This is a genomic window from Microcoleus sp. PH2017_09_SFU_O_A (genome assembly GCF_020738625.1).
Lineage (GTDB): Bacteria > Cyanobacteriota > Cyanobacteriia > Cyanobacteriales > Microcoleaceae > Microcoleus.
This window is the reverse complement of the sequence record NZ_JAEQCF010000031.1, coordinates 41,147-64,652: the sequence shown is the minus strand read 5'-3', so window position 1 is coordinate 64,652 and position 23,506 is coordinate 41,147. Positions and strand designations below refer to the sequence as shown.

The 23,506-nt window shown below is 45.9% G+C and carries 21 protein-coding genes, 1 tRNA gene and 1 pseudogene; 7 read left to right on the top strand and 16 right to left on the bottom strand.

Annotation, left to right across the window (positions count from 1 at the left end; genetic code table 11):
• Positions 1-242 precede the first annotated feature (242 nt).
• A complete protein-coding gene (locus JGK16_RS13425) occupies positions 243-3,293 on the top strand; it encodes a PAS domain S-box protein (RefSeq protein WP_293190899.1) in 3,051 nt (1,016 codons plus the stop codon).
• A gap of 194 nt (positions 3,294-3,487) precedes the next feature.
• A complete protein-coding gene (locus JGK16_RS13420; RefSeq protein ID WP_293179931.1) occupies positions 3,488-3,925 on the top strand; it encodes a DCC1-like thiol-disulfide oxidoreductase family protein in 438 nt (145 codons plus the stop codon).
• A 339-nt stretch (positions 3,926-4,264) separates the two neighbouring features.
• On the opposite strand, the gene JGK16_RS13415 is transcribed toward JGK16_RS13420, so the two are convergent.
• The 3 genes from JGK16_RS13415 to JGK16_RS13405 form a co-directional block, all read right to left on the bottom strand.
• A complete protein-coding gene (locus tag JGK16_RS13415) occupies positions 4,265-4,684 on the bottom strand; it encodes a hypothetical protein (RefSeq protein ID WP_293190896.1) in 420 nt (139 codons plus the stop codon).
• A gap of 515 nt (positions 4,685-5,199) precedes the next feature.
• Positions 5,200-5,832 (bottom strand): 7-carboxy-7-deazaguanine synthase QueE, encoded by a 633-nt coding sequence (locus JGK16_RS13410; RefSeq protein ID WP_293179937.1) that lies wholly within the window; start codon positions 5,830-5,832, stop codon positions 5,200-5,202.
• A gap of 195 nt (positions 5,833-6,027) precedes the next feature.
• Positions 6,028-6,726 (bottom strand): class I SAM-dependent methyltransferase, encoded by a 699-nt coding sequence (locus tag JGK16_RS13405; RefSeq protein ID WP_293179940.1) that lies wholly within the window; start codon positions 6,724-6,726, stop codon positions 6,028-6,030.
• Between the two features lie 895 nt (positions 6,727-7,621).
• Between JGK16_RS13405 and JGK16_RS13400 the strand changes: the two genes are divergently transcribed.
• Positions 7,622-8,392: a hypothetical protein gene (locus JGK16_RS13400; RefSeq protein WP_293190893.1), complete on the top strand. Its 771-nt coding sequence runs from the start codon at positions 7,622-7,624 to the stop codon at positions 8,390-8,392.
• A 44-nt stretch (positions 8,393-8,436) separates the two neighbouring features.
• Here JGK16_RS13400 and JGK16_RS13395 read toward each other — a convergent pair whose 3' ends face one another.
• Complete coding sequence (locus JGK16_RS13395; RefSeq protein WP_293179949.1) at positions 8,437-8,562, bottom strand: hypothetical protein; 126 nt, start codon at positions 8,560-8,562, stop codon at positions 8,437-8,439.
• A 183-nt stretch (positions 8,563-8,745) separates the two neighbouring features.
• Between JGK16_RS13395 and JGK16_RS13390 the strand changes: the two genes are divergently transcribed.
• Positions 8,746-9,162, top strand: a complete 417-nt coding sequence (locus JGK16_RS13390) for a hypothetical protein (RefSeq protein ID WP_293152017.1) — start codon at positions 8,746-8,748, stop codon at positions 9,160-9,162.
• A gap of 488 nt (positions 9,163-9,650) precedes the next feature.
• Here the strand turns inward: JGK16_RS13390 and JGK16_RS13385 are convergent, their stop codons facing one another.
• The 12 genes and pseudogenes from JGK16_RS13385 to JGK16_RS13330 all read right to left on the bottom strand — a co-directional run bounded on the left by JGK16_RS13385 (position 9,651) and on the right by JGK16_RS13330 (position 21,294).
• On the bottom strand, positions 9,651-10,205 hold the full coding sequence (locus tag JGK16_RS13385; RefSeq protein ID WP_293179952.1) for a cyclic nucleotide-binding domain-containing protein: 555 nt from the start codon (positions 10,203-10,205) through the stop codon (positions 9,651-9,653).
• Between the two features lie 336 nt (positions 10,206-10,541).
• The gene (locus tag JGK16_RS13380) at positions 10,542-11,528 is read right to left on the bottom strand and encodes a DUF1517 domain-containing protein (RefSeq protein ID WP_293179955.1); all 987 of its coding nucleotides are present in this window, start codon (positions 11,526-11,528) and stop codon (positions 10,542-10,544) included.
• Positions 11,529-11,718: 190 nt separating this feature from the next.
• Positions 11,719-12,870, bottom strand: a complete 1,152-nt coding sequence (gene lptC, locus JGK16_RS13375; RefSeq protein WP_293203162.1) for an LPS export ABC transporter periplasmic protein LptC — start codon at positions 12,868-12,870, stop codon at positions 11,719-11,721.
• A gap of 209 nt (positions 12,871-13,079) precedes the next feature.
• Complete coding sequence (locus JGK16_RS13370; protein WP_293203160.1) at positions 13,080-13,223, bottom strand: hypothetical protein; 144 nt, start codon at positions 13,221-13,223, stop codon at positions 13,080-13,082.
• Between the two features lie 17 nt (positions 13,224-13,240).
• The gene (locus JGK16_RS13365; protein ID WP_096831201.1) at positions 13,241-13,846 is read right to left on the bottom strand and encodes an NYN domain-containing protein; all 606 of its coding nucleotides are present in this window, start codon (positions 13,844-13,846) and stop codon (positions 13,241-13,243) included.
• A 91-nt stretch (positions 13,847-13,937) separates the two neighbouring features.
• A complete protein-coding gene (metG, locus tag JGK16_RS13360) occupies positions 13,938-15,545 on the bottom strand; it encodes a methionine--tRNA ligase (RefSeq protein ID WP_293179961.1) in 1,608 nt (535 codons plus the stop codon).
• Positions 15,546-16,287: 742 nt separating this feature from the next.
• Complete coding sequence (gene hrcA, locus JGK16_RS13355; protein ID WP_293179964.1) at positions 16,288-17,385, bottom strand: heat-inducible transcriptional repressor HrcA; 1,098 nt, start codon at positions 17,383-17,385, stop codon at positions 16,288-16,290.
• A gap of 251 nt (positions 17,386-17,636) precedes the next feature.
• Positions 17,637-18,503, bottom strand: a complete 867-nt coding sequence (locus tag JGK16_RS13350; RefSeq protein WP_293179967.1) for an alpha/beta hydrolase — start codon at positions 18,501-18,503, stop codon at positions 17,637-17,639.
• A gap of 265 nt (positions 18,504-18,768) precedes the next feature.
• Positions 18,769-19,494: a hypothetical protein gene (locus tag JGK16_RS13345; protein WP_006631881.1), complete on the bottom strand. Its 726-nt coding sequence runs from the start codon at positions 19,492-19,494 to the stop codon at positions 18,769-18,771.
• Positions 19,495-19,541: 47 nt separating this feature from the next.
• The gene (locus tag JGK16_RS13340) at positions 19,542-20,717 is read right to left on the bottom strand and encodes a transposase (RefSeq protein WP_293190945.1); all 1,176 of its coding nucleotides are present in this window, start codon (positions 20,715-20,717) and stop codon (positions 19,542-19,544) included.
• A pseudogene (locus JGK16_RS13335) lies at positions 20,617-20,997 on the bottom strand (hypothetical protein). The gene JGK16_RS13340 and the pseudogene JGK16_RS13335 overlap by 101 nt, the downstream one beginning before the upstream one ends.
• Before the next feature lie 120 nt (positions 20,998-21,117).
• Entirely contained in the window at positions 21,118-21,294 is a 177-nt protein-coding gene (locus tag JGK16_RS13330) for a hypothetical protein (RefSeq protein ID WP_293179970.1), read from the bottom strand.
• A 247-nt stretch (positions 21,295-21,541) separates the two neighbouring features.
• On the opposite strand from JGK16_RS13330, the gene JGK16_RS13325 reads away from it, so the two are divergent.
• From JGK16_RS13325 to JGK16_RS13315, 3 genes are all read left to right on the top strand, one after another.
• Positions 21,542-22,093, top strand: a complete 552-nt coding sequence (locus JGK16_RS13325) for a GNAT family N-acetyltransferase (protein ID WP_293152075.1) — start codon at positions 21,542-21,544, stop codon at positions 22,091-22,093.
• A gap of 232 nt (positions 22,094-22,325) precedes the next feature.
• Positions 22,326-22,399, top strand: a tRNA-Pro gene (locus tag JGK16_RS13320).
• Between the two features lie 153 nt (positions 22,400-22,552).
• On the top strand, positions 22,553-23,386 hold the full coding sequence (locus JGK16_RS13315) for a Tic22 family protein (RefSeq protein ID WP_293190886.1): 834 nt from the start codon (positions 22,553-22,555) through the stop codon (positions 23,384-23,386).
• The last annotated feature ends 120 nt before the right edge of the window (positions 23,387-23,506 follow it).

Sequence of the window (23,506 nt, the reverse complement as noted above, 5' to 3'; positions counted from 1 at the left end):
GGGGGAGATGGGGAGATGGGGAGATGGGGAGAGTCGCAAAATCTTCCTTCTTCCGACTTCCTTCTTCCCTCTTCCTTCTTCCCTCTTCCTTCTTGCTATTATCCACCCTCAAATTTTTTGAATGTTCGGACAAGTAATTTTGTACTATATTAGTTGATAGCGTATTATTTCGCCAATTAAATTCACTTTTTATACAGCCATCTACTCTAACACTTGCCCCCGCAGTCACAAGTGAAAAAATCATGCAAATTTCCTCGAATTCTTCTAAAGTTAAGAATGGCGATCGCCATAACGAAGACAGCTCATCTTTGTTAAGCAGCGAAGAACGATATAAAAATTTAGTAGCTAATATTCCCGGTGCTGTATACCGCTGCAACTGCGAATGGACGGGATCCGATGGCGAATTAATACGGACAATGGCGTTTTTGAGCGAGGCTGTTCAAGAAATATCTGGCTATCCATCATCTGATTTTATCAACGATCGCGTCCGTTCTTTTGCGAGCATCATCCATCCTCAAGACCGCAAAAATATGGAGGAGGCTCTCATAAAAAGTGTAGCAACTAGAACTCCGTATATCCTGGAATACCGCATTCTCCGGGCTGACGGCGAAATTAGCTGGGTTTACGAAAAAGGTCAAGCTGTTTGTGGGGAGGGGGATGAGGCTAGAGAAAGAAAAGAGGGACAAGGGGAAATAGAGGAATTTTTGTCGGGTGTAGTTTCGTCGGTTTCGCCGATCGCAAATTCTCTGTGTCAGGTTGTCTATCTCGACGGAGTGATTTTGGATATTACTGAGCGCAAGCGCGCTGAGGAAAAGCTGCGAAACACTCAAGATTTTCTGAATGCGGTACTGCAAAATCTGCCGGTTAGCGTCTTTATTAAAGATGCCGTGGAACAAAGATTTATTTATTGGAATGCTGCTAGCGAAGAATTGTTTGGCTATTCGAGGGACGAAGTGCTGGGAAATAATGCTGCTGACTTGTTGGAAGCAGATCAGGCAAATTACTTGCAAGCACAAGATTTAGAAGTATTTGCCACGGGAAAAGAGGTTGATATACCAGAAGAAATTATCCAACTTCCGCACCGGGGAAAACGGATTTTGCACACAAAAAAAGTTCCTTTGTTTGACGCTGATGGCGCGCCTAAGTACATTCTGGGTATTTCTCAAGATATTACCGAAAGCAAAAAAACTGAAACAGAATTGTCGCGCTTGGCCATCGTGGCTCAAAAAACGCAAAATGGTGTGATTATTACTGATGCTCAAGGCTGCATTGAATGGGTGAATGAAGCATTTACTCGGATTAGCGGTTACGTGTTAGAAGAAATGCTGGGAAAAAAACCGGGTGATGTGCTGCAAGGCCCTCAAACAGATCCATTAACTATTGCCCAATTGCGATCGGCTTTGGATAAAGGCGAGCCGTTTAATCAGGAAATTTACAATTACAGGAAGGATGGAAAGGGTTATTGGGTGGCGCTTTCGATCGCCCCGATTTATCGAGAAACCGGGGAACTTGAAGGTTTTATTGCGGTGGAAACTGATATTACCGATCGCAAACAAGCTACTGAATCTGTCAGGGAAAGCGAGAGTTATTACCGCTGCATCGTCGAAACTGCTTCGGAGGGCGTTTGGATGTTTGACGCCGACAGCAGCACGACTTTTGCGAACTGTCGGATGGCCGAAATGCTGGGGTATACTGTGGAGGAAATGCTGGGGCGATCGCTATTTGAGTTTATCGATGACGAGGCTCGGGAAATAGCCGAAAGTTATGTGCAGCGCAGGCGGCAAGGCATTCGCGAACGCCACGATTTTCAGTTTACCCGCAAAGATGGCTCTCACTTGTGGGCGATCGTCTCAGCGACACCAATGTTCGACGCTGACGGCGAATTTGCGGGGGTTTTGCGGATGATTACCGATATTAGCGATCGCAAACAAGCCGAAGCAGAATTGCGCCAAACTCTCCAAGAATTAGAATTTGAAAAATTTGCCTTAGATCAATCGGCAATTGTCTCAAATACCAACGAATTCGGCGTTATTACCTACGTCAACGAGCAATTCTGCGAACTGTTTAAATATTCTCGGGAAGAATTGAACGGCAAAACCCACAAACTTGTAAATTCCGGCTATCACCCAACTGATTTTTTCAAGCAGCTTTGGTCAACAATCCGCCAGGGAAATGTTTGGCGGGGAGAAATGAAAAATCAAGCTAAAGACGGCAGATTATTCTGGTTGGATACTACGATTGTACCTTTCTTAAATTCTCGGGGAGAACCCCATCAATATGTAGCAATTCGCAAAGATATTACCGATCGCAAACAAGCAGAAGAAGCTGTGCGGCTTTCCGAAAGTCAATTGAGGACTAAAAATGAAGAATTAGCGAAAGCCCTGCGGGACGTGCATAAAACTCAAAGCATGATGGTTCAAAATGAAAAAATGGTAAGTTTGGGGCAATTAGTAGCTGGCGTCGCTCACGAAATAAACAATCCAGTTAGCTTCATTTACGGCAACGTCATGCACGCTGACGATTACTTTCAAGACTTGCTAAAAATGCTGCAACTTTACCAGCGCGAATACCCGGAACCAACAGAGGCAATTCGAGAAGAAATAGATGATATAGATTTGAAATTTCTGCTCAAAGATTTGCCAAAGCTATTAAGTTCAATGAAAATGGGAGCCGAGCGAATTCGCCAGATTGTGCTGTCACTGAAGAATTTCTCGCGATTGGATGAAGCAGAACAAAAACAGGTGGACATTCACGAAGGAATTGACAGCACTTTGTTGATTTTGCAGCACAGGCTGAAAGAAACGGCAGGACATCCGAAAATTACGCTGGTTAAAGAGTTCGGCAATTTGCCCCGCTTACAGTGTTATGCAGGACAGTTGAATCAGGTATTTATGAATATTATTGGCAATGCAATTGATGCTTTGGAAGAGGCAATGGAAACCGGACAGTGGGGCGACGGGGAACAGGCGCCTATTCCTTCTTGTCCTTCGCCGACGCTGCGGATTTGTACTGAGGTAAAATATGAACAGGCTGCTGTTTGTGCTGATTCTATTCGCAGTCCTTCTCATATTGTGATTCGGATTGCTGACAACGGGCCGGGGATTCCGATAGATGTTCATGAAAGGCTGTTCGATCCGTTTTTTACTACGAAAGAACCGGGGAAAGGTACTGGCTTGGGGCTGTCTATCAGTTATCAAATTGTGGTGGAAAAGCACGGCGGGCGGCTGAAGTGCAATTCTGCACCGGGTCAAGGTACGGAATTTGCGATCGAGATTCCTGTCGCTAGAAGTTAGCGGTAAAATTGGAAATTATGAGTTATAATTCCATAGATGCAAACGGCGGTTGAAACCGCGTCTATACAAACAATGTCCGCCTCCGCGGACTGAAGAAGATAATGTATTTTAACCGCATTGCCTTCAACCCGCGGAGGCGGGTTTTGCTTGTATAGAAGCGGTTTCAACCGCCCAGTTTTCTAGGTTATTGACTTATGAATTACAACGTAATTTACGACGGCAATTGCAATCTCTGCGTCACCTTGGTGCAGTTACTAGAAAATCTAGATCGAGGCGAGAACTTTGAGTATATTTCCATGCAAGATTTAGAGGGATTAAAGCGGTTTGATATAACTGCTGAGGATTGCGAAATGGGGATGATTTTGATAGATAAGAATAATCCCGAAAAACGCTGGCAAGGTAGCGATGCAGCCGAGGAAATCGGGCGGATATTGCCTGCTGGCGAGGTGTTTGTGGCGGCTTACCGGGCAATGCCGGGGATGAAGTGGATGGGCGATCGCGTGTACGAACAAGTGCGCGATAACCGCTATACTTTGTTTGGCAAGCGATCGACAACTTACAAATCGGCTTATCCAGTGGGCTGTAGGTCGATCGACAATTGCGATAATCAAGACTTAAAATCAGGTTCGTAGTGAGGACTTCAGTCCTCTCCATCTGTGGTTCGTAGTAAGGACTTCAGTCCTCTCCATCTGTGGAGAATTTAAGTCAAGAAGGACTAAAGTCCTCACTACAAACCTGGACTTCAGTCCTCTCCATCTGTGGAGAATTTAAGTCAAGAAGGACTAAAGTCCTCACTACAAACCTGGACTTCAGTCCTCTTCATCTGTGGAGAATTTAAGTCAAGAAGGACTAAAGTCCTCACTACAAACCTGGACTTCAGTCCTCTGCATCTGTGGAGAATTTAGCTCAAGAAGGACTAAAGTCCTCACTACAAACCTGATTTATGATGAGTCATTAACCGGGAATTATTCTCAGCAATTAAACAAACCTAATATCTCGCGGCAAAAGTGTTTGAGCTTTTCGGCTGATTCCGCAGCGGGCTCAGTTTCACCCACAAAACCCCAATTTTCCACGGTAGAAAAGCGCCACTGTTGACCAGTATGATCGTAACCTGCCGCCTCAACCCCGATCGCCCGCCGAGATCCTTCGACCGGATCTTGGTAAAATCGGATTTGGATTAAGATACTGCGGCTTTGCAACAACCGACTTCTACCGGGAAAATGGAAGCCAATATCGATCGACTCAGGATCGACAAGTTCTCTGGTATCCTGGTCATTCATCCAAGGTTTCAAATCGACTTTCACATCCGGAAAATCTGACTTAAATAAATTAACAACCGCAGCAATTTTGCTAGCTAATTCTATATTTCTGGCTTGTTCGGCAGCGTTCACTCGAAATACTCCTATCAAATACAGTTATTACACATTTAGTTAACAATGTAACTGCATATTGCCTGCTTTAAACGGTAAACTGTGGACTATTTGATAGATTACAGTTCGCGATTGCACGGGTGGCCAGAAACCGGGTTTTTTTACGAAAAGACGTGTTACAGCCGACAATGCAAGTAAAAACCCGGTTTCTTTGGTATTGATGCGTTTAATCTGCTACATTTTCCCAGGTTGAATGAATTTTAGTCGATCGGCACTTCGATCGCAAATTCCGTACCTGGGCCCAACACAGATATGCCCTATGTAGTGGCGATGCGTCACAATCCTTTGTTGAAAGCGACTCGCTGTGCGATTATTGGCTCGTGGCTGGCGTGAAAATGCAGGTGATTGGTGCGAGTCATGCGGAAATGGGTACATTTGCCTTTTGGGATTTTAAAATCCCAAAAACCTTTCGATCCAACTTATTTGCTCGCTACCCCTTGACTTTTCAAGACAGGAACTACAGCATTTTGGGATGTTTATTGAACACCAATAAACTTGTGAGTTTGCAAAGACAACCTGTAACTCGGATGCTGTTTCAATAACTCCAAAATCATCGGAATTGCCCGATCGCGCTTTTCCCACTCCGGCTGCAAATATACAGGAATATTCACATTGTCAGCCAAATATTTTGTGTAAAAATCAACTTCTTCGCCACTGCTAACCACCAACTTAATTTCATTAGCTCTCGTCCAGAAACGGTCTTGCACCGGATATTGAGGATTGACGTGTTCTTTAGGAGAAAGAGTAATCCAAGCCAGCGGCGAAATATCCTGCCAGTAAGCGCCAGAAGTTTCAATATTCACCTGTTTGTCAGTTGCTAACAAAGCTCGCACTAACTCCGGCAAATTCTGGTGAATAAAAGGTTCGCCACCACTAATGACAACCCTCGAAGACTGCAATTGATCTAGCAATTGTGCGATCGACTGTGGCACCGATGGCAAACCTTTGCCACCATTTCCGTAGCCTGTATCGCACCAAGCACACCGCACAGGACAACCAGCTAATCTGATAAAATCAACTAAAGTCCCCGTCCAATAACCTTCACCTTGAACCGTACACTGAAAAGTTTCATGAATCGGTAATTTTATTTGTAAATTCGATCCCTGCATTTTTACCTCAAAGTAATTAATAATACTTGTTATTACTTTTAGTAATTGTAATTTGTCATCGGTAATTGATATAGTCCTGGATGCACCGGTAGGCAGAAACCGGGTTTTTTATGCAAATACTGTATCGCAGCCTTTAATACAGATAACCACCCGGTTTCGAGGAGTCTTAATGAAGTTCCCAGCCACTTGAACTATTTAATTCTGTTCTTCAGGTTCCATCATCGTAGCCCAGCGGCGTTTCAGGGCCAAACTCAACCCGTCACCAATGGGGACAACACTGAGTGTTATTCTCGGATCGTTACGCAACTTGTCGTTGAAACTACGAAGGGCGAGGGTACTTGTGTCTTGTACTTCAGGATCGGCAACTCGTCCAGACCACAGAACGTTGTCAATTACAATTAAACCGCCATTCCGCACCAGTTGGAGCGATCGCTCAAAATAAGCCTCATAATTTTCTTTATCCGCGTCGATGAAGGCAAAATCAAAGGTTCCGGCTTGTCCCTCGGCTATGAGTTTGTCGAGAGTATTTAGTGCTGGGCCCAAATGCAAATAAATTTTGTTAGCCACACCCGCAGCTTCCCAATACCGTCGCGCGATCGAAGTATATTCCTCGCTGACATCGCAAGCAATAATTTTACCGTTAGAAGGCAGTGCTAAAGCTACACATAGCGAGCTATAACCAGTAAAAACTCCAATTTCTAAGGTTTTTGTCGCTCCCATAAGCTGCACGAGCATCTCCATAAACTGCCCTTGTTCGGGAGCTATTTGCATCATACCCATAGGATGCTTAGCAGTTTCTTTCCGCAGTGAAGCGAGAATATCTGGTTCCCGCAAAGAAATAGATAACAGATAATCGTAAAGTTGATTTTCTAGGCCAAGAGTTGAGTTCGCCATCGGTTTGTCCTTGCTGCTGACTTTTGATTTTACGTGGTAGACGTGCAGTTATTGGAAATTGCAGACGGTAGAGTGAATTTTGGCACCTATTTTGCTGTCGTTTCTCTCAGGGTAAGAGTATCGCCGTCTCGCTTACAAGAATCTGGTAACTTGCTCTCACGGGCGATCGACCTCCCAATCAGTTTATCTCAGCTATAGGTGATTTAGTCGCCCTGGAAAAGAAAAGAGAACAAAAGGATGGTTTTGAGATTGCTGCATTCCTCGCGCTGCGTAACACTGTGAGTAATGCCAGCTTAACAAAATAATCTAACAGTCGGCAAGTTGCCAACCGATATACAATTAGTCATTCCTCATCTTAACTCTCCAACTTGTAGGAGCGCGCCTTGCTCTGAGCGTAGCCTTTCATGAAGTCGAATGATCTCAAATGTCAAATGGTACGATCTGGGGAGAATATAACTTAATTTTGACAACTAATCGCCAATAAATAATTATTTATAATTTGCCCACAACTCACACAAATAAAGTTTAATTTGAGTCTTGTTGATGGCTTATAGCCTGTGTATTTTTCAGGAATCAAACAGGCGCATGGCAATCCTTCTATCCGGGAGGATTACTAATAACTAACAAGTCGGCTAGACCGGGACAATTTTTTAAGTGTCACAGTATATTTATCCACACCTAAACCACCTACCCACAATAAAAACAACATTCTCCTGTTGAAGCAGAACAAGTATTTTGGTGACAAAACCCGGTTTTGGGCAGCCTTTGCCCTGGACTGTTACTAACCACTAACGAACCGGGAACACTCTGACAATTTCTTAACTGTCACAGTTGATTGCTCGACACATAAACAACTTACCCACAATCAAAATAACATTTCGCAAAGGCAATCGCTATGTATTATACTTTTGCAGGTTTCGGTGCTGGTACTGGCCTATTGTTACTGTTAATTTTTGCTATTTTACAATGGCTGCACGTCCCCGCCGGCAGTTTTATAGATTGGGTAATTGCCATTGCTATTTTTGAATGGCTGTTGTTGATAGTTACAGTTCCTTGGAATATCCATTTTGAAGCTAAGGAAGTGTTAGCCCAAGGCGCAGAATCTACTAAAAAAAATATTGCTGTCGATTCCGAACAAGTAAAATACGTTACTGTATTAGCTAGCCGATCGCTCTGGGTGGCGATCGCCCTTCACCTGGTTAGCGCGATCGCACTTTATGCCCTATCCGCCACCGGCATTAGTGCTGTTGGCTATCTCAGTTCCGGTGCAGCACTGCTTTTAACTATACTGCGTCCAGCTATCCGAGGTTATCAGTATTTAGCCCAGCGGCTGACAACCATCCGCAGCGAATTTTTCCACCCCCGCGAAGATATTCTCGAACTCCGCAACCGCTTTGCAGAATTAGAATCTACAGTCAAAAATTTGGCCGATCAATTAAATTCAGACGATCCTAATTCGTGGGCGACTCTCCAACAGCGGGAACAACGGGCCACTAGAAGAGAATTAACTAATTTAGCCGCATCTCTAGAAAATTTGCGATCGACAAATCAGGCAGAACACACTAAACTGGCAAGAGATGCCGAAAGTGCGATCGCCCAACTCACCGATGACGGACAATTTCTCAACCACGTCCGCGAAATCATCCGCTTCTTCAAAGAATCGTAAAAGTAGTCAGTAGTCATTAGTCATTAGTCATTAGTCATTAGTCATTAGTTAGTTGCCATGCCCAATTCCCAATTCCCAATTCCCAATTCCCAATTCCCAATTCCCAATTCCCAATTCCCAATTCCCAATTCCCAATTCCCTACCTTTAGATAGATGTCAGAGGCTCGCAAACTGTGAAACTTTTAATTAAAAGAGAACTTTATCAGTCTTGAGGAAGACTCAATAAATGTATTTTACATTACAGCAAGTTTCAGGAAACTATAACCAAAGATAGTTAGTGAATGAGTTAGCTTAGGCTTAATATTTAAACATAAGCCAAAGACCTTTTTGAAAAGATAACTCAGGAATAAATCATGACAACTAGCAAATCAACACCGACCGACGAACAAATCGAAGCTAATATGGAAGCCCCCCATTATGACAGGGGCATTACTCCTGCTGAGACAGCAGCGCGGCAAGAACGCGAAGGCTCTAACTTCATGCACACAACCACTGAAGCGAAGCAGCAAAGCGCCAAAACCGACGACCAAACCGATGACGAAAGCATTCATACTACAGATGGTTATACAGTAGACAAGGAAGGTCTGGTTAACAATTACGCGATCGAACCCGAAATGTACATCAACGAACCGGGCGATTTGAGAGCAAAAGAGGAAGCCGAAGCCGCAGAACGCGCTCAAATTCTCGCAGAAATCAAAGATAAAAAAGGTGAGGAAGGAAAACTGACAATGGATGAAGACACCCGCGGCAAAGGCCCAGGAATGATCTAGGTTGTCTGCTTGGTAGTTGCGCTTTGGCGCGCGAGGCTGCAACTGCAAAGCCAAGGGGCAGGTTTTTCTAGATACGGGAATTGTCGATCTTTTCGGTAAAACCAGCCTCTATTTTGCTTTCGACTGATGTTTTGATAATATACCTCTTGCAAAAATACCTACGACGGGCGGGACGCCCATCCCACAACTTTTTTTCTTGTGGGATGGGCGTCCCGCCCGTCGTAAAATTTCATTAAAAGGACTTTTGCAATTCAGGTCTAATTTAGGACTTAATATTATCCTCCGTCAATTACCTCCAATAAAAACAGCTCGAGCGCGATCGCTTCAGTCAAGCGTCATGGATGAGGGCTGAAGCCCTCACTACAAACCAATATTGTATTCGGAGATGATATTACGCACGGGTGGTTAAAAAACCCGGTTTCTTGAGCAGGAGTGCTTCTGTTTTGAGAGTTGAAAATTTACCTCAATGCCGATCGCATTAAAATTAATCAAGCCCTCACATTCTCCCTCAACCAATTAAACTTTGCTTGAGCTAGCGCCAAATTTTCCAGGACGTTCGGATTAATATCCTCCCGATCTAATTCTTGCTGCTCCAATTCTATATTGCGACCGTATTCTATATGTCGGATCGTACCGCGCATCCGGTCTGCCAGACACAGCGAAATTCCATAATAAAATCTGGAAGCAAAACCCATATCGTGTTGAAGTTTGACGACTAGCTGCCTTCGGGGAATTACCAACAAGTGAGTTTCTTCGATCGCCATCACCGTGGCCAAAGGAGGGCGTGCGTCAATGAAAGAAACTTCTCCCACAAGTTCTCCGCTACCTATTTTAGCGAGTTCTTTGCTCTGCTCAGCCTCGATCCAAACGCTCATACTCCCCTTCAAAACAATGTAGAGGGCATCGTGCTGTCTCCCTTCATGAATCAAAATCTCGCCCGGTTCGAGAATTTCTTTTTTCCCTTTTTGAACGATCCAGTCGATATCGTCATTATTTAACTGGCTCAAAATAAAAAGCGCTTTTTTTCTACTGCTGTCGGCCATAACTTTAGCTCCCGATCGCTTATTTATATTAAATTTAGAGGGCGCGCGGTCGCAACTTCTTCCTAAGCAGTCACTCCTCGCTGAATACAGTTTTTTTATCCTGCCTAACTGCTTGGCAAAATCCTATTAGGGCAGACATTCCCAATATTCACAGATGAACCAGGCTGAATCATAATCTCTCAATACTAGCATTCGTTGAACAATCTTTTTTAAATCGATCGGCATTCCAAAAAATCCTGCTTCATCTCCGTCTTAAAACCAACCCGGTTCTCCCCCACAGCATGGGTGTGGCAGGGGGCGCGGGAGACAGTGCTCCGCGCCCCATCTGCTGTATCGCTAAATCGATCGCAAATCAGGATAGCCAGCCAACATATCATCAGCAGTCAGAGTGTCGCCGTTAGCTTGAGGAGTCCACAGCACCTCAACCGCCAGCAACTGCTCGCTCGATACTCCCCCAATTTGGCGCAAAGCTTGGCGCAAATCTTCAGAGTTTTTCACTGCTGGCAATTGCAACTTGCCCTGAGTACCGACAATCACCGTTACCACAATAAATTCACCGGGCTCTGAATTCAAATCAGAACCAACTAGGGCGCCGTTTTCCTGCACAACTGGCAGGTTATTGCTGCTCCCTGCTTGCCGGAGCTGGTTGTTATAATTCGAGAGCGTTTCTTCAGTAAACTTACTGCGTTCTGCCAAAGAAAACTGGTTAAATTTAGCTTCGGCTGCTTCCAAGCGAGTTTGCACAGAGTCAGCGCCCGCGTAAACCCAATATTCAGGATGCCGCAGCATCGCCAGAGTAGATTCTTGCAGCACTTGAGCGCGGCCGATCGCTGTATCGGTATTCGCTTTGCGCGCTAGCGCGTCGAGTTCGGCTTGCAAACCGCGGGCTTCTGCTAGCAAACCAACTTGCAAGCGTGCCACAGATACCGTGGTAGTAGGCGCGCTGTTGCCGAGTTCGTCAGTTGAATCCCCAGCGCGGCGGAAGCTTTGCACGAGGAAATTGGCGATCGAAATAAAAATCAAAATCGAAAACAGGCCGCCAAATCCGCCCCCAAAGCCAAAAAACGGCAGCAAGAATGGGAAACCGAAACCGCCACCAAAACCGCCGCGATAGCCACCACCGTACCCACCAGACGGCGCGTAAGTGCTAGTCGGAGACGAGTAACTGCGCGCCGGAGCTCTAAAAGATCCGCCCCCCATCCGTCCTCCGCTGCGAGCAGCCAGAGCTCCGTCAGCGTTACCGAGGGCTAGCGTCAGTACCAGACCGATCGCAAATAGTGATTTCAAAAGCGGTTTGATCTTTGAAATTAGTTGCTTGTACATAAGACCGTTACTATTCGATACACTTTTAATTTACAGTCTATCCTCGCTTATGGGCAGCCCGGTTGCAGGTGTGCAGCGTGCGAGATATCCGTACCAACCGATCCCAGCACCCCGAGAGAAGCAGAAAGGCTAGAGTCCAAAGCTACCGCCTGCCACCTCAGATGACCCATAATTAATTGTCAAAACAATCCTATCTACTGTCCAAAATTCCCTTATTCTCATCCGGCACAAATTCCGTCACCACTTGGCCGCCGGCACCGTCACCTTTGACAATCACAGTTTGATTTTTTAACTCTCCCGCCGCCCTCGGCCCAGTCAAATTAAACACCGGATTTAATTGCTTGTAAACCACATTTCCTTCGGCGTCGAAGGTCTGGTTACTTAAATACCACGTTACGCGATCGGTATTTAATTGAGATTCACGTTTTTCCCCGATTCCTACCACATTTCCCGTCAAATAAAAAATCTTTTTATCTAAATCTCCCCGCCCAGTATCCCCGGTCATCGTCACCTTTTCCACGCGGTGAAAAATCTTCACATGCCCGGGCGATATCACATATTGAGCCGGAAAATTCCAACTCATCAAACTGCTTTCTATTTGCAGCGGCGGGTCTGATGGCATCAATTGAGCGTTTTGGGTTAGCGTGGCAATTTTGGTTTTTAAGTCTACATCTACCTTGTCGGCAAAACCGCTGTCTGTTACTTTTTTATCTTTATATCTGTCAAGTTGAGTCGGTTGGTCGCTGTGTACCTTTTGTTGCTCCACAAACCAAACTAAATGTTCGGTTCGCAATTGCAAAATTGGATCTTTAACATTCGCCACCACAGATCCGAATAACTCCATCCTCTTAGCCCTGCTGAAAACCCGCGCTTCCTTCGCTGAAGCAGTCACCTGTTTGTTCTGTCCAGTCAAGTTATTGCGGACAACTAAAACATCTTCCTTCGGGCGCCACTCTAACTCATTTCCTCGCAATACCACGCCATTTTTGAGATCGGTAGCGACTATGTTACCTTTGAGAAAAACCTGATTTCCTTCCTGAAATACCTGCCCGGTTTCTCCCTGAATATCATAAATTTCTTTGCCGTCCTGAAACAATTTGCCCACAGGTTTCTGAACGTTAACTATTTTTTGGTCTTTGCTGTAAACCGCATTTTTCGATTTTACTTTCCAGAACGTCTCACCCTTTTCGTTTGCTTGTTCTAGGGTTACTTTGTTCAAAGTTAAAGTGCTATTTGACTGCTGAGCTGTTTTGATATCCTCAGCTAATTTGTTCTTTTGAGTCTCTTGGGGAGCCGCACAAGCATTAATCCCCAAAATCATTGCTGCTAACAATAGCGACATTGATTTTGGGGATTGGAAATTGGTAATTTGGGATTTGAGATTAATCATTGGTAATCGATAATTGGGCATTGGGCAAACAGGGCATTGGCCAAACAGGGCATTGATAATTGGTAATTGGCCAAACAGGGCATTGATAATTGGTAATTGGCTAATTAAAAACACTAATCAAAAATCTGTCATACTTGAGCTAAATTTTTAACTTCTAATTTTCAATTATTCAACCCATCAGCTATTACCCCATTCCCTATTACCCATTCCCCATTCCCCATTCCCCATTCCCCATTCCCCATTCCCCATTCCCCATTCCCCATTCCCCATTCCCCATTCCCCATTCCCCATTCCCCATTCCCCATTCCCCATTCCCCATTCCCTATCTGTCGTCGTGTTCGTCCATCAAGCTCAAACCCGACAACGGGCGGTAGGCATAATTAGGACGCGAAGTTTTTTGGATGTCGTCCTTAATCATTTCCAAATCGATATAGCGATCGGCTACATTAATCAAACTGTCACTGGTCATCGATCGCAAACTCACCACCTCAACCCGCACGCCGCGATAGCTCACAGCATCCACAGCATAGGCCAAATCGCCGTCGCCGCTCACCAAAACAGCCGTGTCGTAGGAACCGACCAACGCCATCATGTCCACAGCGATTTCTACATCCAAATTCGCCTTCTTAGAACCGTCGGGTAACTGCACCAAATCCTTAGAAATCACGCGATAGCCGTTGCGGCGCATCCACAGCAAAAACCCCTGCTGTTTTTCGTTAGTGCGATCGACACCCGTGTAGAAAAAAGAGCGCAACAGCCGCGATCCCGCAGTTAAACGACACAATAGCTTAGTGTAATCAATCTCAATTCCCAATTGCAAAGCCGCGTAAAAAAGATTAGATCCGTCAATAAAAATTGCCACTCGACCGCGATTTTCCAGAACCTGTTCCGGCGTAAAAAGGTCGTTGCTTTCTATTCTATTCAACATGATTGTTATGCCTCAAATTTTATGAAAGATTGGTAAGGAAATTAAGTGCTAATTCATAATCTGTCATAGCACCCCGATCGCAGGCTGCCGACTATGACGCTACTGTTTCCAGCAGTTCCAGCCGCTTAAACACTGGTTGGGGTTCCCCCAGAGTTTGGTTTGCAGGCAAAGCGCCCCAGGCAGCATGAACTGCAAAAGTCGCTAAACTGTTAACTGCAACCCGATCGTTAAAGTCAATTGAAAAACCTAGCTGCTGATAGATAGCACTGCTGATATTGGGAATAATCGGCGATAAAAGGTAAGATGCTAGTCTAACAGATTCCAGAACAGAATATAGCACTTGTTGAACACTTTCGAGCTGTCCTTGCTTGTACAAACTCCAAGGTGCTTGTACGTCAATAAACTTGTTACCGGCTCGAACTAATGCAAGCACAGCTTCGCAAGCCTTGCTAAAAGCTAACTCTTCGTAGAAACCCGCTACTCGATCGCCCAAATCCAGGCTCATACCCTTGAGAAGGTTGTCGCCGGAAATACTTTCCCCAGACACATTTGGCACGCAGCCACCGCAATATTTGCGAGCCATGTTTAAGGTGCGGTTAAGCAAATTTCCCAAATCATTTGCTAGCTCAGCATTCAATATATTGATAAACCGAGTTTCGTTAAAATCGCCGTCCTCTCCAAATTCAATTTCTTTGAGGAAATAGTAACGAACTGCATCAGCGCCGTATTTATTCACCAATTCGACTGGGTTTAAAGTATTTCCCTCCGTTTTTCCCATTTTTTTGCCGTCTTTGGTCAAAAAACCGTGAGCGAAGACGCGGCCAGGTACGGACATACCCGCGGACATCAGCATTGCCGGCCAATAAACTGCGTGGAAGCGGAGAATATCTTTGCCGATCAAGTGCAGGTCAATCGGCCACCATTTAGATAAAGCATTCTCTAACAATGGGTCGCTGTCCGGATCGAGCAGAGCCGTGATGTATCCCAGCAAAGCGTCAAACCAGACGTAAATGGTGTGGCCCGGATCAACTGGTATTGGCAGGCCCCATTCCAGATTCACCCGAGAAATCGAAAAGTCTTGGAGTCCGGAGTTGACGAAGCTGAGCACTTCGTTACGCCGACTTTCCGGCGCGATAAAGTCGGGACGTTCTGCGTACAATGCCAGCAGTTGGTCTTGATAGCGCGACAGGCGGAAAAAGTAATTTTCTTCGTCGCGCCACTCCACTTCCTTGCTGGTGTGGACGGAACAGCGATTTCCGGGGAGCAAATCGCGTTCATCTTTGAATTCTTCGCAGGAGACGCAGTACCAGCCTTGTTGCTGGTTCAAGTAGATATCGCCGGAGTTCCAGACGCGCTGGAAAAATTCTTTGACAATGTACTCGTGGCGTCGCGAAGTTGTGCGGATAAAGCGATCGTAATGGATAGAGAGTTGCTCCCACAGCGCCTCAAACCCGGGAACTACTAAATCGCAGTGAGCTTGGGGCGATCGTCCCAAACTGCTTGCCGTGCGCTGAATTTTCTGCCCGTGTTCGTCGGTTCCGGTAACCAACAACACTGATTTGCCCCGCAGCCGCTCAAATCTGGCTAGGGCATCGGCTGCCATAGTCGTGTAAGCGCTGCCAACGTGAGGCAAATCATTGACATAATACAGAGGCGTTGTTATGGCAAAGGTATTCTTAGTTATATCGGTCGATTTCATTGAATGGTAAAAGAAAATTCCCTAAATTTAATTTCGATCTTAACTCAGCGCTTCAATCTTTTCTGGAGTGGCATTCAAGCCAAAATTGCTGCAACTTGTGGGCAATTGTTTAACCCGGGCTATTCCCAAAAGAAATATAGCTTTCCTCTCAAGACTAATCTTTTTTAGATCTTTTTGACGAACTCTCTAAAATGTCTTAAGATTTTGATATTTTGCTGCCTTGGGGGCCCATAGAAGTGCAGATCCCGGGTCTTCAATTCCTTTCTCGCAGGCACTATCCTGGAGTGCGCGGTATCGCCAACTGGATAGTGCCGACAAAACTCCTTGCTTAGCTTGCTGAAAGCAACCGAGCGACTGGCGCTCCGCCAGCGCTTCCTGTAAATGGGCGATCGGGGTTCACTGGCTGTGTCAAACCCGATCGCCCGCAACTCCTGCCAGTTTCCGAGTTACTCGTAGAAGCAGCAACCGGGTTGTTTGCGAAAATCTCTATTGAACGATGATCTGGTTTTTGAAGAGGGCGAAGCATGACCGCATATAAGTTATTAGTTATAATCTTATATTCACTGCGGTCATGCTTCGCCCCTACAAACATATTTGCCTTGCACAGGTCGCTGCACCCAAGCAAATGTTTATTGACAAAAAAATGGTTTTTTTAATGTTGCCACTACATCCGGCAAACACAATTAAACCCCAAGCCAGTTAGGCTTGGGGCTATCTAAATTATGGTAAATATAACAATATGTTATCCTTCGGGAAAATTCACTCGATTTCCGCCAATAGCTTCGGACAAATAATCCGCCGCAGCTTCCACCACCGCGATCGCATTTTCGTAAACCATCCGCGTCGGTCCCAAAACCCCAACACTACCCACTGGCATTGATCCCCGGCGGTAAGTCGAAGAAATCAGAGTACAGCCGCGAATTGGTTCTAACGAATTTTCTGAACCAATACGCACCGTTACCCGTTTCCCAGGCGAGTCCAAATCAGGCGATTCAAAAATCAAAGGCCAAAGCAGTTCCTGTTCTTGTTCGAGCAGTTGCACCAGGGTTTGAACTTGCTGCAACTGCGAAAACTCTGGCAAGCGCAGCGCTTCTGCCAAACCGCCGATCAGAATCCGCGTGTAGGTTGGATTGCTTTGACGGCTGCTCAATGCAGCCAGCATGGTTTCCATCCACTCCGCGTACAGTTCAAAGTCCCGGTCTAACTCGCTCCAGTCTACAGCGGAGAGTTCCGAGAGCGATCGCCCGCGTAACTTGCTGTTCAAAAAATTTGACAAAATCTGCAATTCGCGATCGACAATTTCAACATCAGGCCAATTACCTTCTGCGCCCTTCGGCAACTGTACTAACACCGAATGAGTTTCGTAGGCATCCGTCACCACGATCAGCATCACCTTACCCGCCTCTAGCTGCACCAGTTGCAAGTGTCGCAAGCAAGCCATATTGGTTTGCGGTATGGTAATCATGGCAATATAACCGCTGATCGTTGCCAGAATTTTAGCAGCGCCGCGGAGTGCCCCATCCATGCGACCATCCGACCAATTGAGTTGATCCAGTACCTGTTCCACCTTACGGGCCAGCGTATCAGACGGCTGAATCAACTGGTCTACATAAATTCTGTAGCCGGAGTCAGAGGGGACTCGTCCGGCAGAAGTGTGGGGCTGATATAGCAGTCCAGCTTTTTCAAGAGTCCCCATCGCATTGCGAATGGTAGCTGGGCTGACGCTGAGGTTGTATTCGTCAACCAAAGCTTTTGAGCCAACGGGTTCCGCTGTTGCTATGTAGTGGCGAACCGTTGCCCAAAGGATGTGTTGTTGCCGATCGGTGAGGTTAACGCGCACAAATAATATTTAAGCAGAGTAAGATTTTAGAGTTGAAAGCCATTGAAAAGCTTTGTCCGAAAAGGGCGATCGGACAGACTTATCTACTTAAACATAACAGATTTTAGGTTAAGGAAGAAGTCAGTTGTTACTGGTTATTGGTTATTGGTTATTGGTTATTGGTTATTGGTTATTGGTTATTGGTAAGTTCTAATGCCCCATGCCCCATGCCCTGGGAAGGCCCATGCCCCATGCCCCATGCCCCATGCCCTTTAAGTGTGTTCTTTCAGAATATTTTGTAGGTAACTAGCCACTGCATCTGGCTGTTCCACCATTGCCAAATGGCCGCAATCGGGAAGCTGAAGCACATTTTCGCCACAACCTTGGAACATCCAGTGAAAGCTAGCCAAATGCAGCACGTATTTTGGTTCCATAATTTTGTCTTTAGTGCCGGCAATAAAATACACGGGCTGCTTGAGTCGGGAAACTATTTGTGGCAACAGGTGAATCTCGGCTTCTGTGGTGGAGTCCAACAAAGCCCCCAAAGCTGCATCTGGATGGGCTGCCACGAAATCTCTCAAGCGCTGCCGTCCCCACGATCGCCCGATCGAGCGATCGACAGAATCGCGGGCAAACACCAAATCTGCTAGTGGCAAATGAGGCAGCCAGCGGGGACGCATTTTTACTAGCTGTGTGCCGACGGCTCGAAATCGCTCGAATTCTTCCTTTAGATAGATGCCGCCGCCTGCATTAATACAGAGAACACCTTTAATACGATCGCACAATTGGCTGGCTCCCCAAAGAGCGATCGTACCGCCGAGAGAGTGTCCCACCAGCCAAGCACTAGAAATATCCAGTTTTTTGAGTAAAATTTCCAAATCGCGAGCGTAGGCTGCGGGAGTGTAGGAACTTAGCGATTCTCCTCGCTCGCGACTATCATCGCCGTCGGATTGAGAATCGCCAAACCCTCGCAAATCGTAAGTCAGGCACTGATAGCTGGGTGCCAAGCGATCGGTCAGAGGTTGCCAGTAGCGGCGGCTTAACAGCCAGCCGTGGACAAATACCAGAACCGGGGAAGTTGGAGTGGGAGCCGTCAAATCGCAAGCGTGCCGAACCCCTAGGATGTCGATGGTTGCCATAATTTTATCCTATCGCGAAATCAAGACAGAGGGATCGGCAGTTACACTCCGGGCGATCGGCTCAGTTTAACTTTCTCTCGATGAATATCAGGTTTTGAGCAAAAACCCAGTTTCTGAACGCAAGAGAAATGGAAGTCGGAAGTAGAAATCACAAAGAAGTAATAAAATCAAGGGTTTCAGGAATTAAGAACGTCCTTAAGCTCGATCTGATAGCTCCGAAACGTTGTTGTGATAAACCGGCTTTCACCAGCGTCAGGCGCTATTCCTAAAACCGCTCGCCCAACAATCTTTGTCGCACCCCCTCAGCGATTTTCTGCCCCAGATACTCAGGAATCAAACTTTCATTGGGGCCCAACAAGTAGAGAATCAAGCGAGTTCGCCCCCGCCAAACCAATAAATTTGCATTCACCACCAACAAATCCTCTTGCCAGATGGCATACATAACCTTGTAAAAAAGTCCAGGCTGGTTGTCTGCTTCAATCAGCAAAGCCGGCAAGTGGAAAACCGGATCGACGTAAAATTCAGTAGCCACATCCTCCAAACCCGCGTCTAAATTAAATTCCACAGCCAACATCTCTTCCACCTCAAAATGCCCCGCCAAGGCCTCTCGAACCGCCCTACAGACGTTTTCGGCTGTTTTATCTGCCAGTACCTTGCCACCGCGAGATACCACCAATTTGATAAATACCAGCATCGGCGGGTAAATTTGACCGTAGAGACTGAGACTGTGAATCGTCAGCCCGTAGGCAGCCAGCACACCGAAAATGTCGCTCAGTAGGAAAGACTGGTTCCGGTAAGCAAAATGCAGGGCACTTTTGTTACCTTCGGCTCTTATTTCGATGACGGCTTGCCGAGTTTTGTAAAGTTGGTAAGCTAATTTGAGGTTTTGCAGTTGGATTTCGCTGCTGACAAATTGCTCGTAAAACTGTGGAAACGCTCGGTTAAAGCGCTTGAGAAGTTCTAGTGTAGATGGTTTTAAACCCGAAGCCATAATTGAGGGGAAGGTGCGGGAGATATACTAGGTATTGACTGATACATTTACGCGACACTTGCCCGGCTATTACCGGACAAAGTAACGAGAGCACTATCACCCTCATAGGAGATAGAGGCGGTATCCCGCAAAGCTTTCAGTAATATACCAAAAGCGCCATTGTAATCTCGTGGGATTGAACAGCCACATTCAGGACAAGTAAACACTTTAGAACCACCTAGCTTTTGATGTACGTGACCGCAATGGGTACAAGTTTTAGACGTGTATTCTTCAGTGACATCAATCACATTGACATTTCTAACATTTGCCTGATGTTTGATGGTTTGTTTGAATCTGTAATGCGCCCATGTCAACATGGCTCTAGCAGTTTTTGAACGAATCTTTCTTCGTGCTTTGGCGACCATTTGGGAAGACTCAAAAGTCGGAAGAAATATGACTCTATAGTTGCTAGTTAAATAGCAAGCGGTTTGTTTCTGGCATTCGTCTACTAAATTACGAATGCGTATTCTCATACGGTGAGCCGCTTGTCTCATTCGTTTTCGGCGCTGTTTCGTAGCTTGAGACATTCGGCTCATTAGGTTATCTAGGTGTTGACAGAGACGAGCTATTCGCCCCATGTCACCACCTCCAAACTCAAGGAATTTATTGCCATCAAACCCGGTCATAAATGTTCTTACGCCGGGATCTAATGCAATAATTCCTGTTGCGTCCGTAGGCTCTGCGGTAACTGACAGAGGAAACACTGCAAACCAACGACCCTTGCAGTATACCAACTGAGTACCTCGATCGCACTCAGGAATTATCTCAGAAGTATGATAGGTTAATCCTTTGGTTAAGGAAGGATACCAAGTGCCTTTTTTGAAGTTTGAATCGTTAAACTTTATGGTTTGAGAGTAATCTCTGATGCTACGGAACTTGGCGTCTGAACTTGCCTTAAATGCTCGGTGAGCATCAAAAATAGCATTCTGTCTGATATGACAAGGCGTTTCTTTTACCCATTCTGGTAAATCGCCTCGCATAACTTCGTTACGCAACTGCAACTTACTTAAGGGCTTTTTGCGCTGCATTGCTATTGCTTGGTTGAAACAATAACGACAGGCTGCTAGCCATTTACGCCAGACTTTATTTAATTCCTGACTGGGATAAATCCTGAGCTTGTGAGATTTGAGTTTTATACTGTCGCCGTCCGTACAATCTACTACTCGATCGGTGGAGGACTGCAAGCACGTCTTCAAGCATTTTTTGTTCTGGACTAAGGTTTGTTTTACCCGGTACCAGGAGTTTACACCAGTTTTGCTCGCTGTTCCATTGGCATTGGTCAAAGCCTCTTCTTGCCAATCGGTTTTTGTGGGCAACGACAACCATTCGGACATCTCATGAGAAAATTCGTTCCAATAGGGGAAGAAGCTTTTGGATTTTTCACTGGCTTTGTTCCCAACATCGGAGATTTCTTTCGTTGACTCCAAGGATGAATGATGGTGAGAGTGGGACGTACTTGACAATAGTTTTTTCCTCAACTCTTGTTTGATTGTATCAGATTGTCCCGTAATGTCCGGCAAATTTGTTATTTAGTTAGTCCTCCCATGCCTTATGGCAATGGGATTTTCGATTTGACGATTCGACTTAAATTTCGCCCGTCTCCTCACTAAAAACAAAAATCAAATCTGTCTGGGAATATCTAACTAGAATGTCACGGTTGTGCCATTCCATTAGCATTTTCCACCAAGTATATGAGTTCCGACGCGATCGGCGGTACTCAAAAGAAGCAATTCCTAAAATGCCTCTGTCCTGGTTGGGCAACAAATTTTACCTTAACACTGGGTTGTCCTGGCACAGGCTAGGAGAACAGTTCTACCAAACTTGACGAGAAGCAAAAAAGCACAGAGTCAATGTTGGACGACAAATCCCTGTTTTCGGCGTAAGATGAGTGTACCGTAAACTGTTCCTCAAGAGGCTACCCGCAGTTCATCCCACGCCGATCGGAGTGGGTTTATCTATCGGGCTCTCTTTCACGTCGTCCAACTTCTACTACCTTAACCGCGCCTGCATGGGTTTTTGGAAAAACTTATTTAGTAGTTCTGAGTCTGCCTCTGTACCCCAAACAGCGGAATTTGAGGAAGATGTGGCTCTTGGGTTAGGCGATCCGCTTTCCCCAATGTTTCGCAAACCCGCCAGCGGCAACGCTCGCATCTTTTTTAGTTGCGATCGGGACATTGACCTCTACGAACTCGAAGAACTTTGTAATGCAGTGGGTTGGTCCCGCCGTCCCCTGCGTAAAGTCAAAAAAGCTATTGTGCACAGCTTCCTAGTCGTCTCTATGTGGGAGATACGGGGCAGCCAGCGACGGCTGGTCGGTTTCGCCAGAGCGACTTCAGACCATGCTTTTAATGCCACGCTTTGGGATGTGGTAGTTCATCCTGATTACCAGGGTAAAGGCATGGGCAAGGCACTGATGAAATACATCATTAAAAAACTCCGCAGTGAAGACATCAGCAACATTACCTTATTTGCTGACCCTCAGGTGGTGGATTTTTACCGAAATTTGGGCTTTATGTCCGATCCAGAGGGCATTAAAGGTATGTTTTGGTATCCAGATTAGCTCGTCCGGTGGAGGTCAGCATTGATTTGTTGAATAAATCCAATATTCAAGCTGTCAAACACCTCACAAGCCTGTGGGCTGCGGTCAGTTACGCTTTTATGTATCCCCGCAGCTTGTCAAGCCCCACAACCTTAAAAAAACTTCGACGTAGCTGCATCGAAAGCTAAAATTAAAAAAAAGCTTGACAAGCAGGTGGTTTTCTGCGTTAATGGTTAAGAGATAGCCAATACACCGGGATGTAGCGCAGCTTGGTAGCGCGCCTGCTTTGGGAGCAGGATGTCGCAGGTTCAAATCCTGTCATCCCGATCGCACAATTTTAAATAATAGATTCAAGCACAAACTGCGGCTGAGGTTTACATTTGTTGAAAATGCCAACCGATTGAGGTAGTTTTTGCCGATCGTGTCAAGGAGCCAGTCTTTGCGTTAATGTGTTTCAGGATCGCTCGGGAGTGGAAAAACATGAAATCATTAGTTCGTTTAGGCGCAATATTGGGGATTGTGGGCTGCACTCTGCTCGGCCCCTCGCCCATTGCCAAGATGTCTGCACTCGCATTGCCAGTGCCACAAATTGTAGAAAAGTTACGCCCGGTGCCGGTATTTACGATTACAGACGGTCAGGGTGCGTTCTTCATTGCTTCTGTTCCCAAGCAAGGTCAGGGTCAAACTGGTAATGCTTCGGTAGCCAGAATTTTCATCAGCCAGAAAGATGCTCAAGCTTTTGTCGATCAACTGAAAACGGGAAATCCTCAGTTGGCGGCGTCGGCGCGTGTGACACCCGTGTCACTGGGGGAAATTTATCGGTTGGCTCAAGAAAATAAAGGCAAGCCGGATCAGGTGCTGTTTGCTTTTATTCCGGCAGCGCAGCAGGTACAGTCGGCGAAAACTGTACTTCAGCAGACTGGCCAACAAGTTAGCGAGTTAAACGGTGTACCTCTGTTTGTGGCGAGAGGTGGCCCGGAAAATGGTTATTTGACGATTCAACGGGGCGATAAAGAAGAGCTTCCTCTGTTTTTTAATAAGGAGGACTTGCAGGAAATGGTCGAGCGTTTTAAGCAACAGCAGCCGAACGTGACTGCCACAATTAAGATTGAGGTAGTGAACTTGGAGAGGATTTTGGAAGCTTTGGGTACTGAAAATGACCCGTCTTTGAGCCAAATGATTTTGATTCCGTCGCGGGAATCATTAGAATATCTGCGATCGCGCCAACCGGCTGGTGCTGGCCAAAATCCACAGGCTGCTCCATCTCCAGCTCGATCGGCTCCATCTCCAGCTCCAGCTCGACCGGCTCGCTAATAGTCATTAGTCATTAGTCATTGGTCATTGGTCATTAGTCATTGGTCATTGGTCATTAGTCATTGGTCATTGGTCATTGGTCATTAGTCATTGGTCATTAGTCATTAGTTACAGACAAGA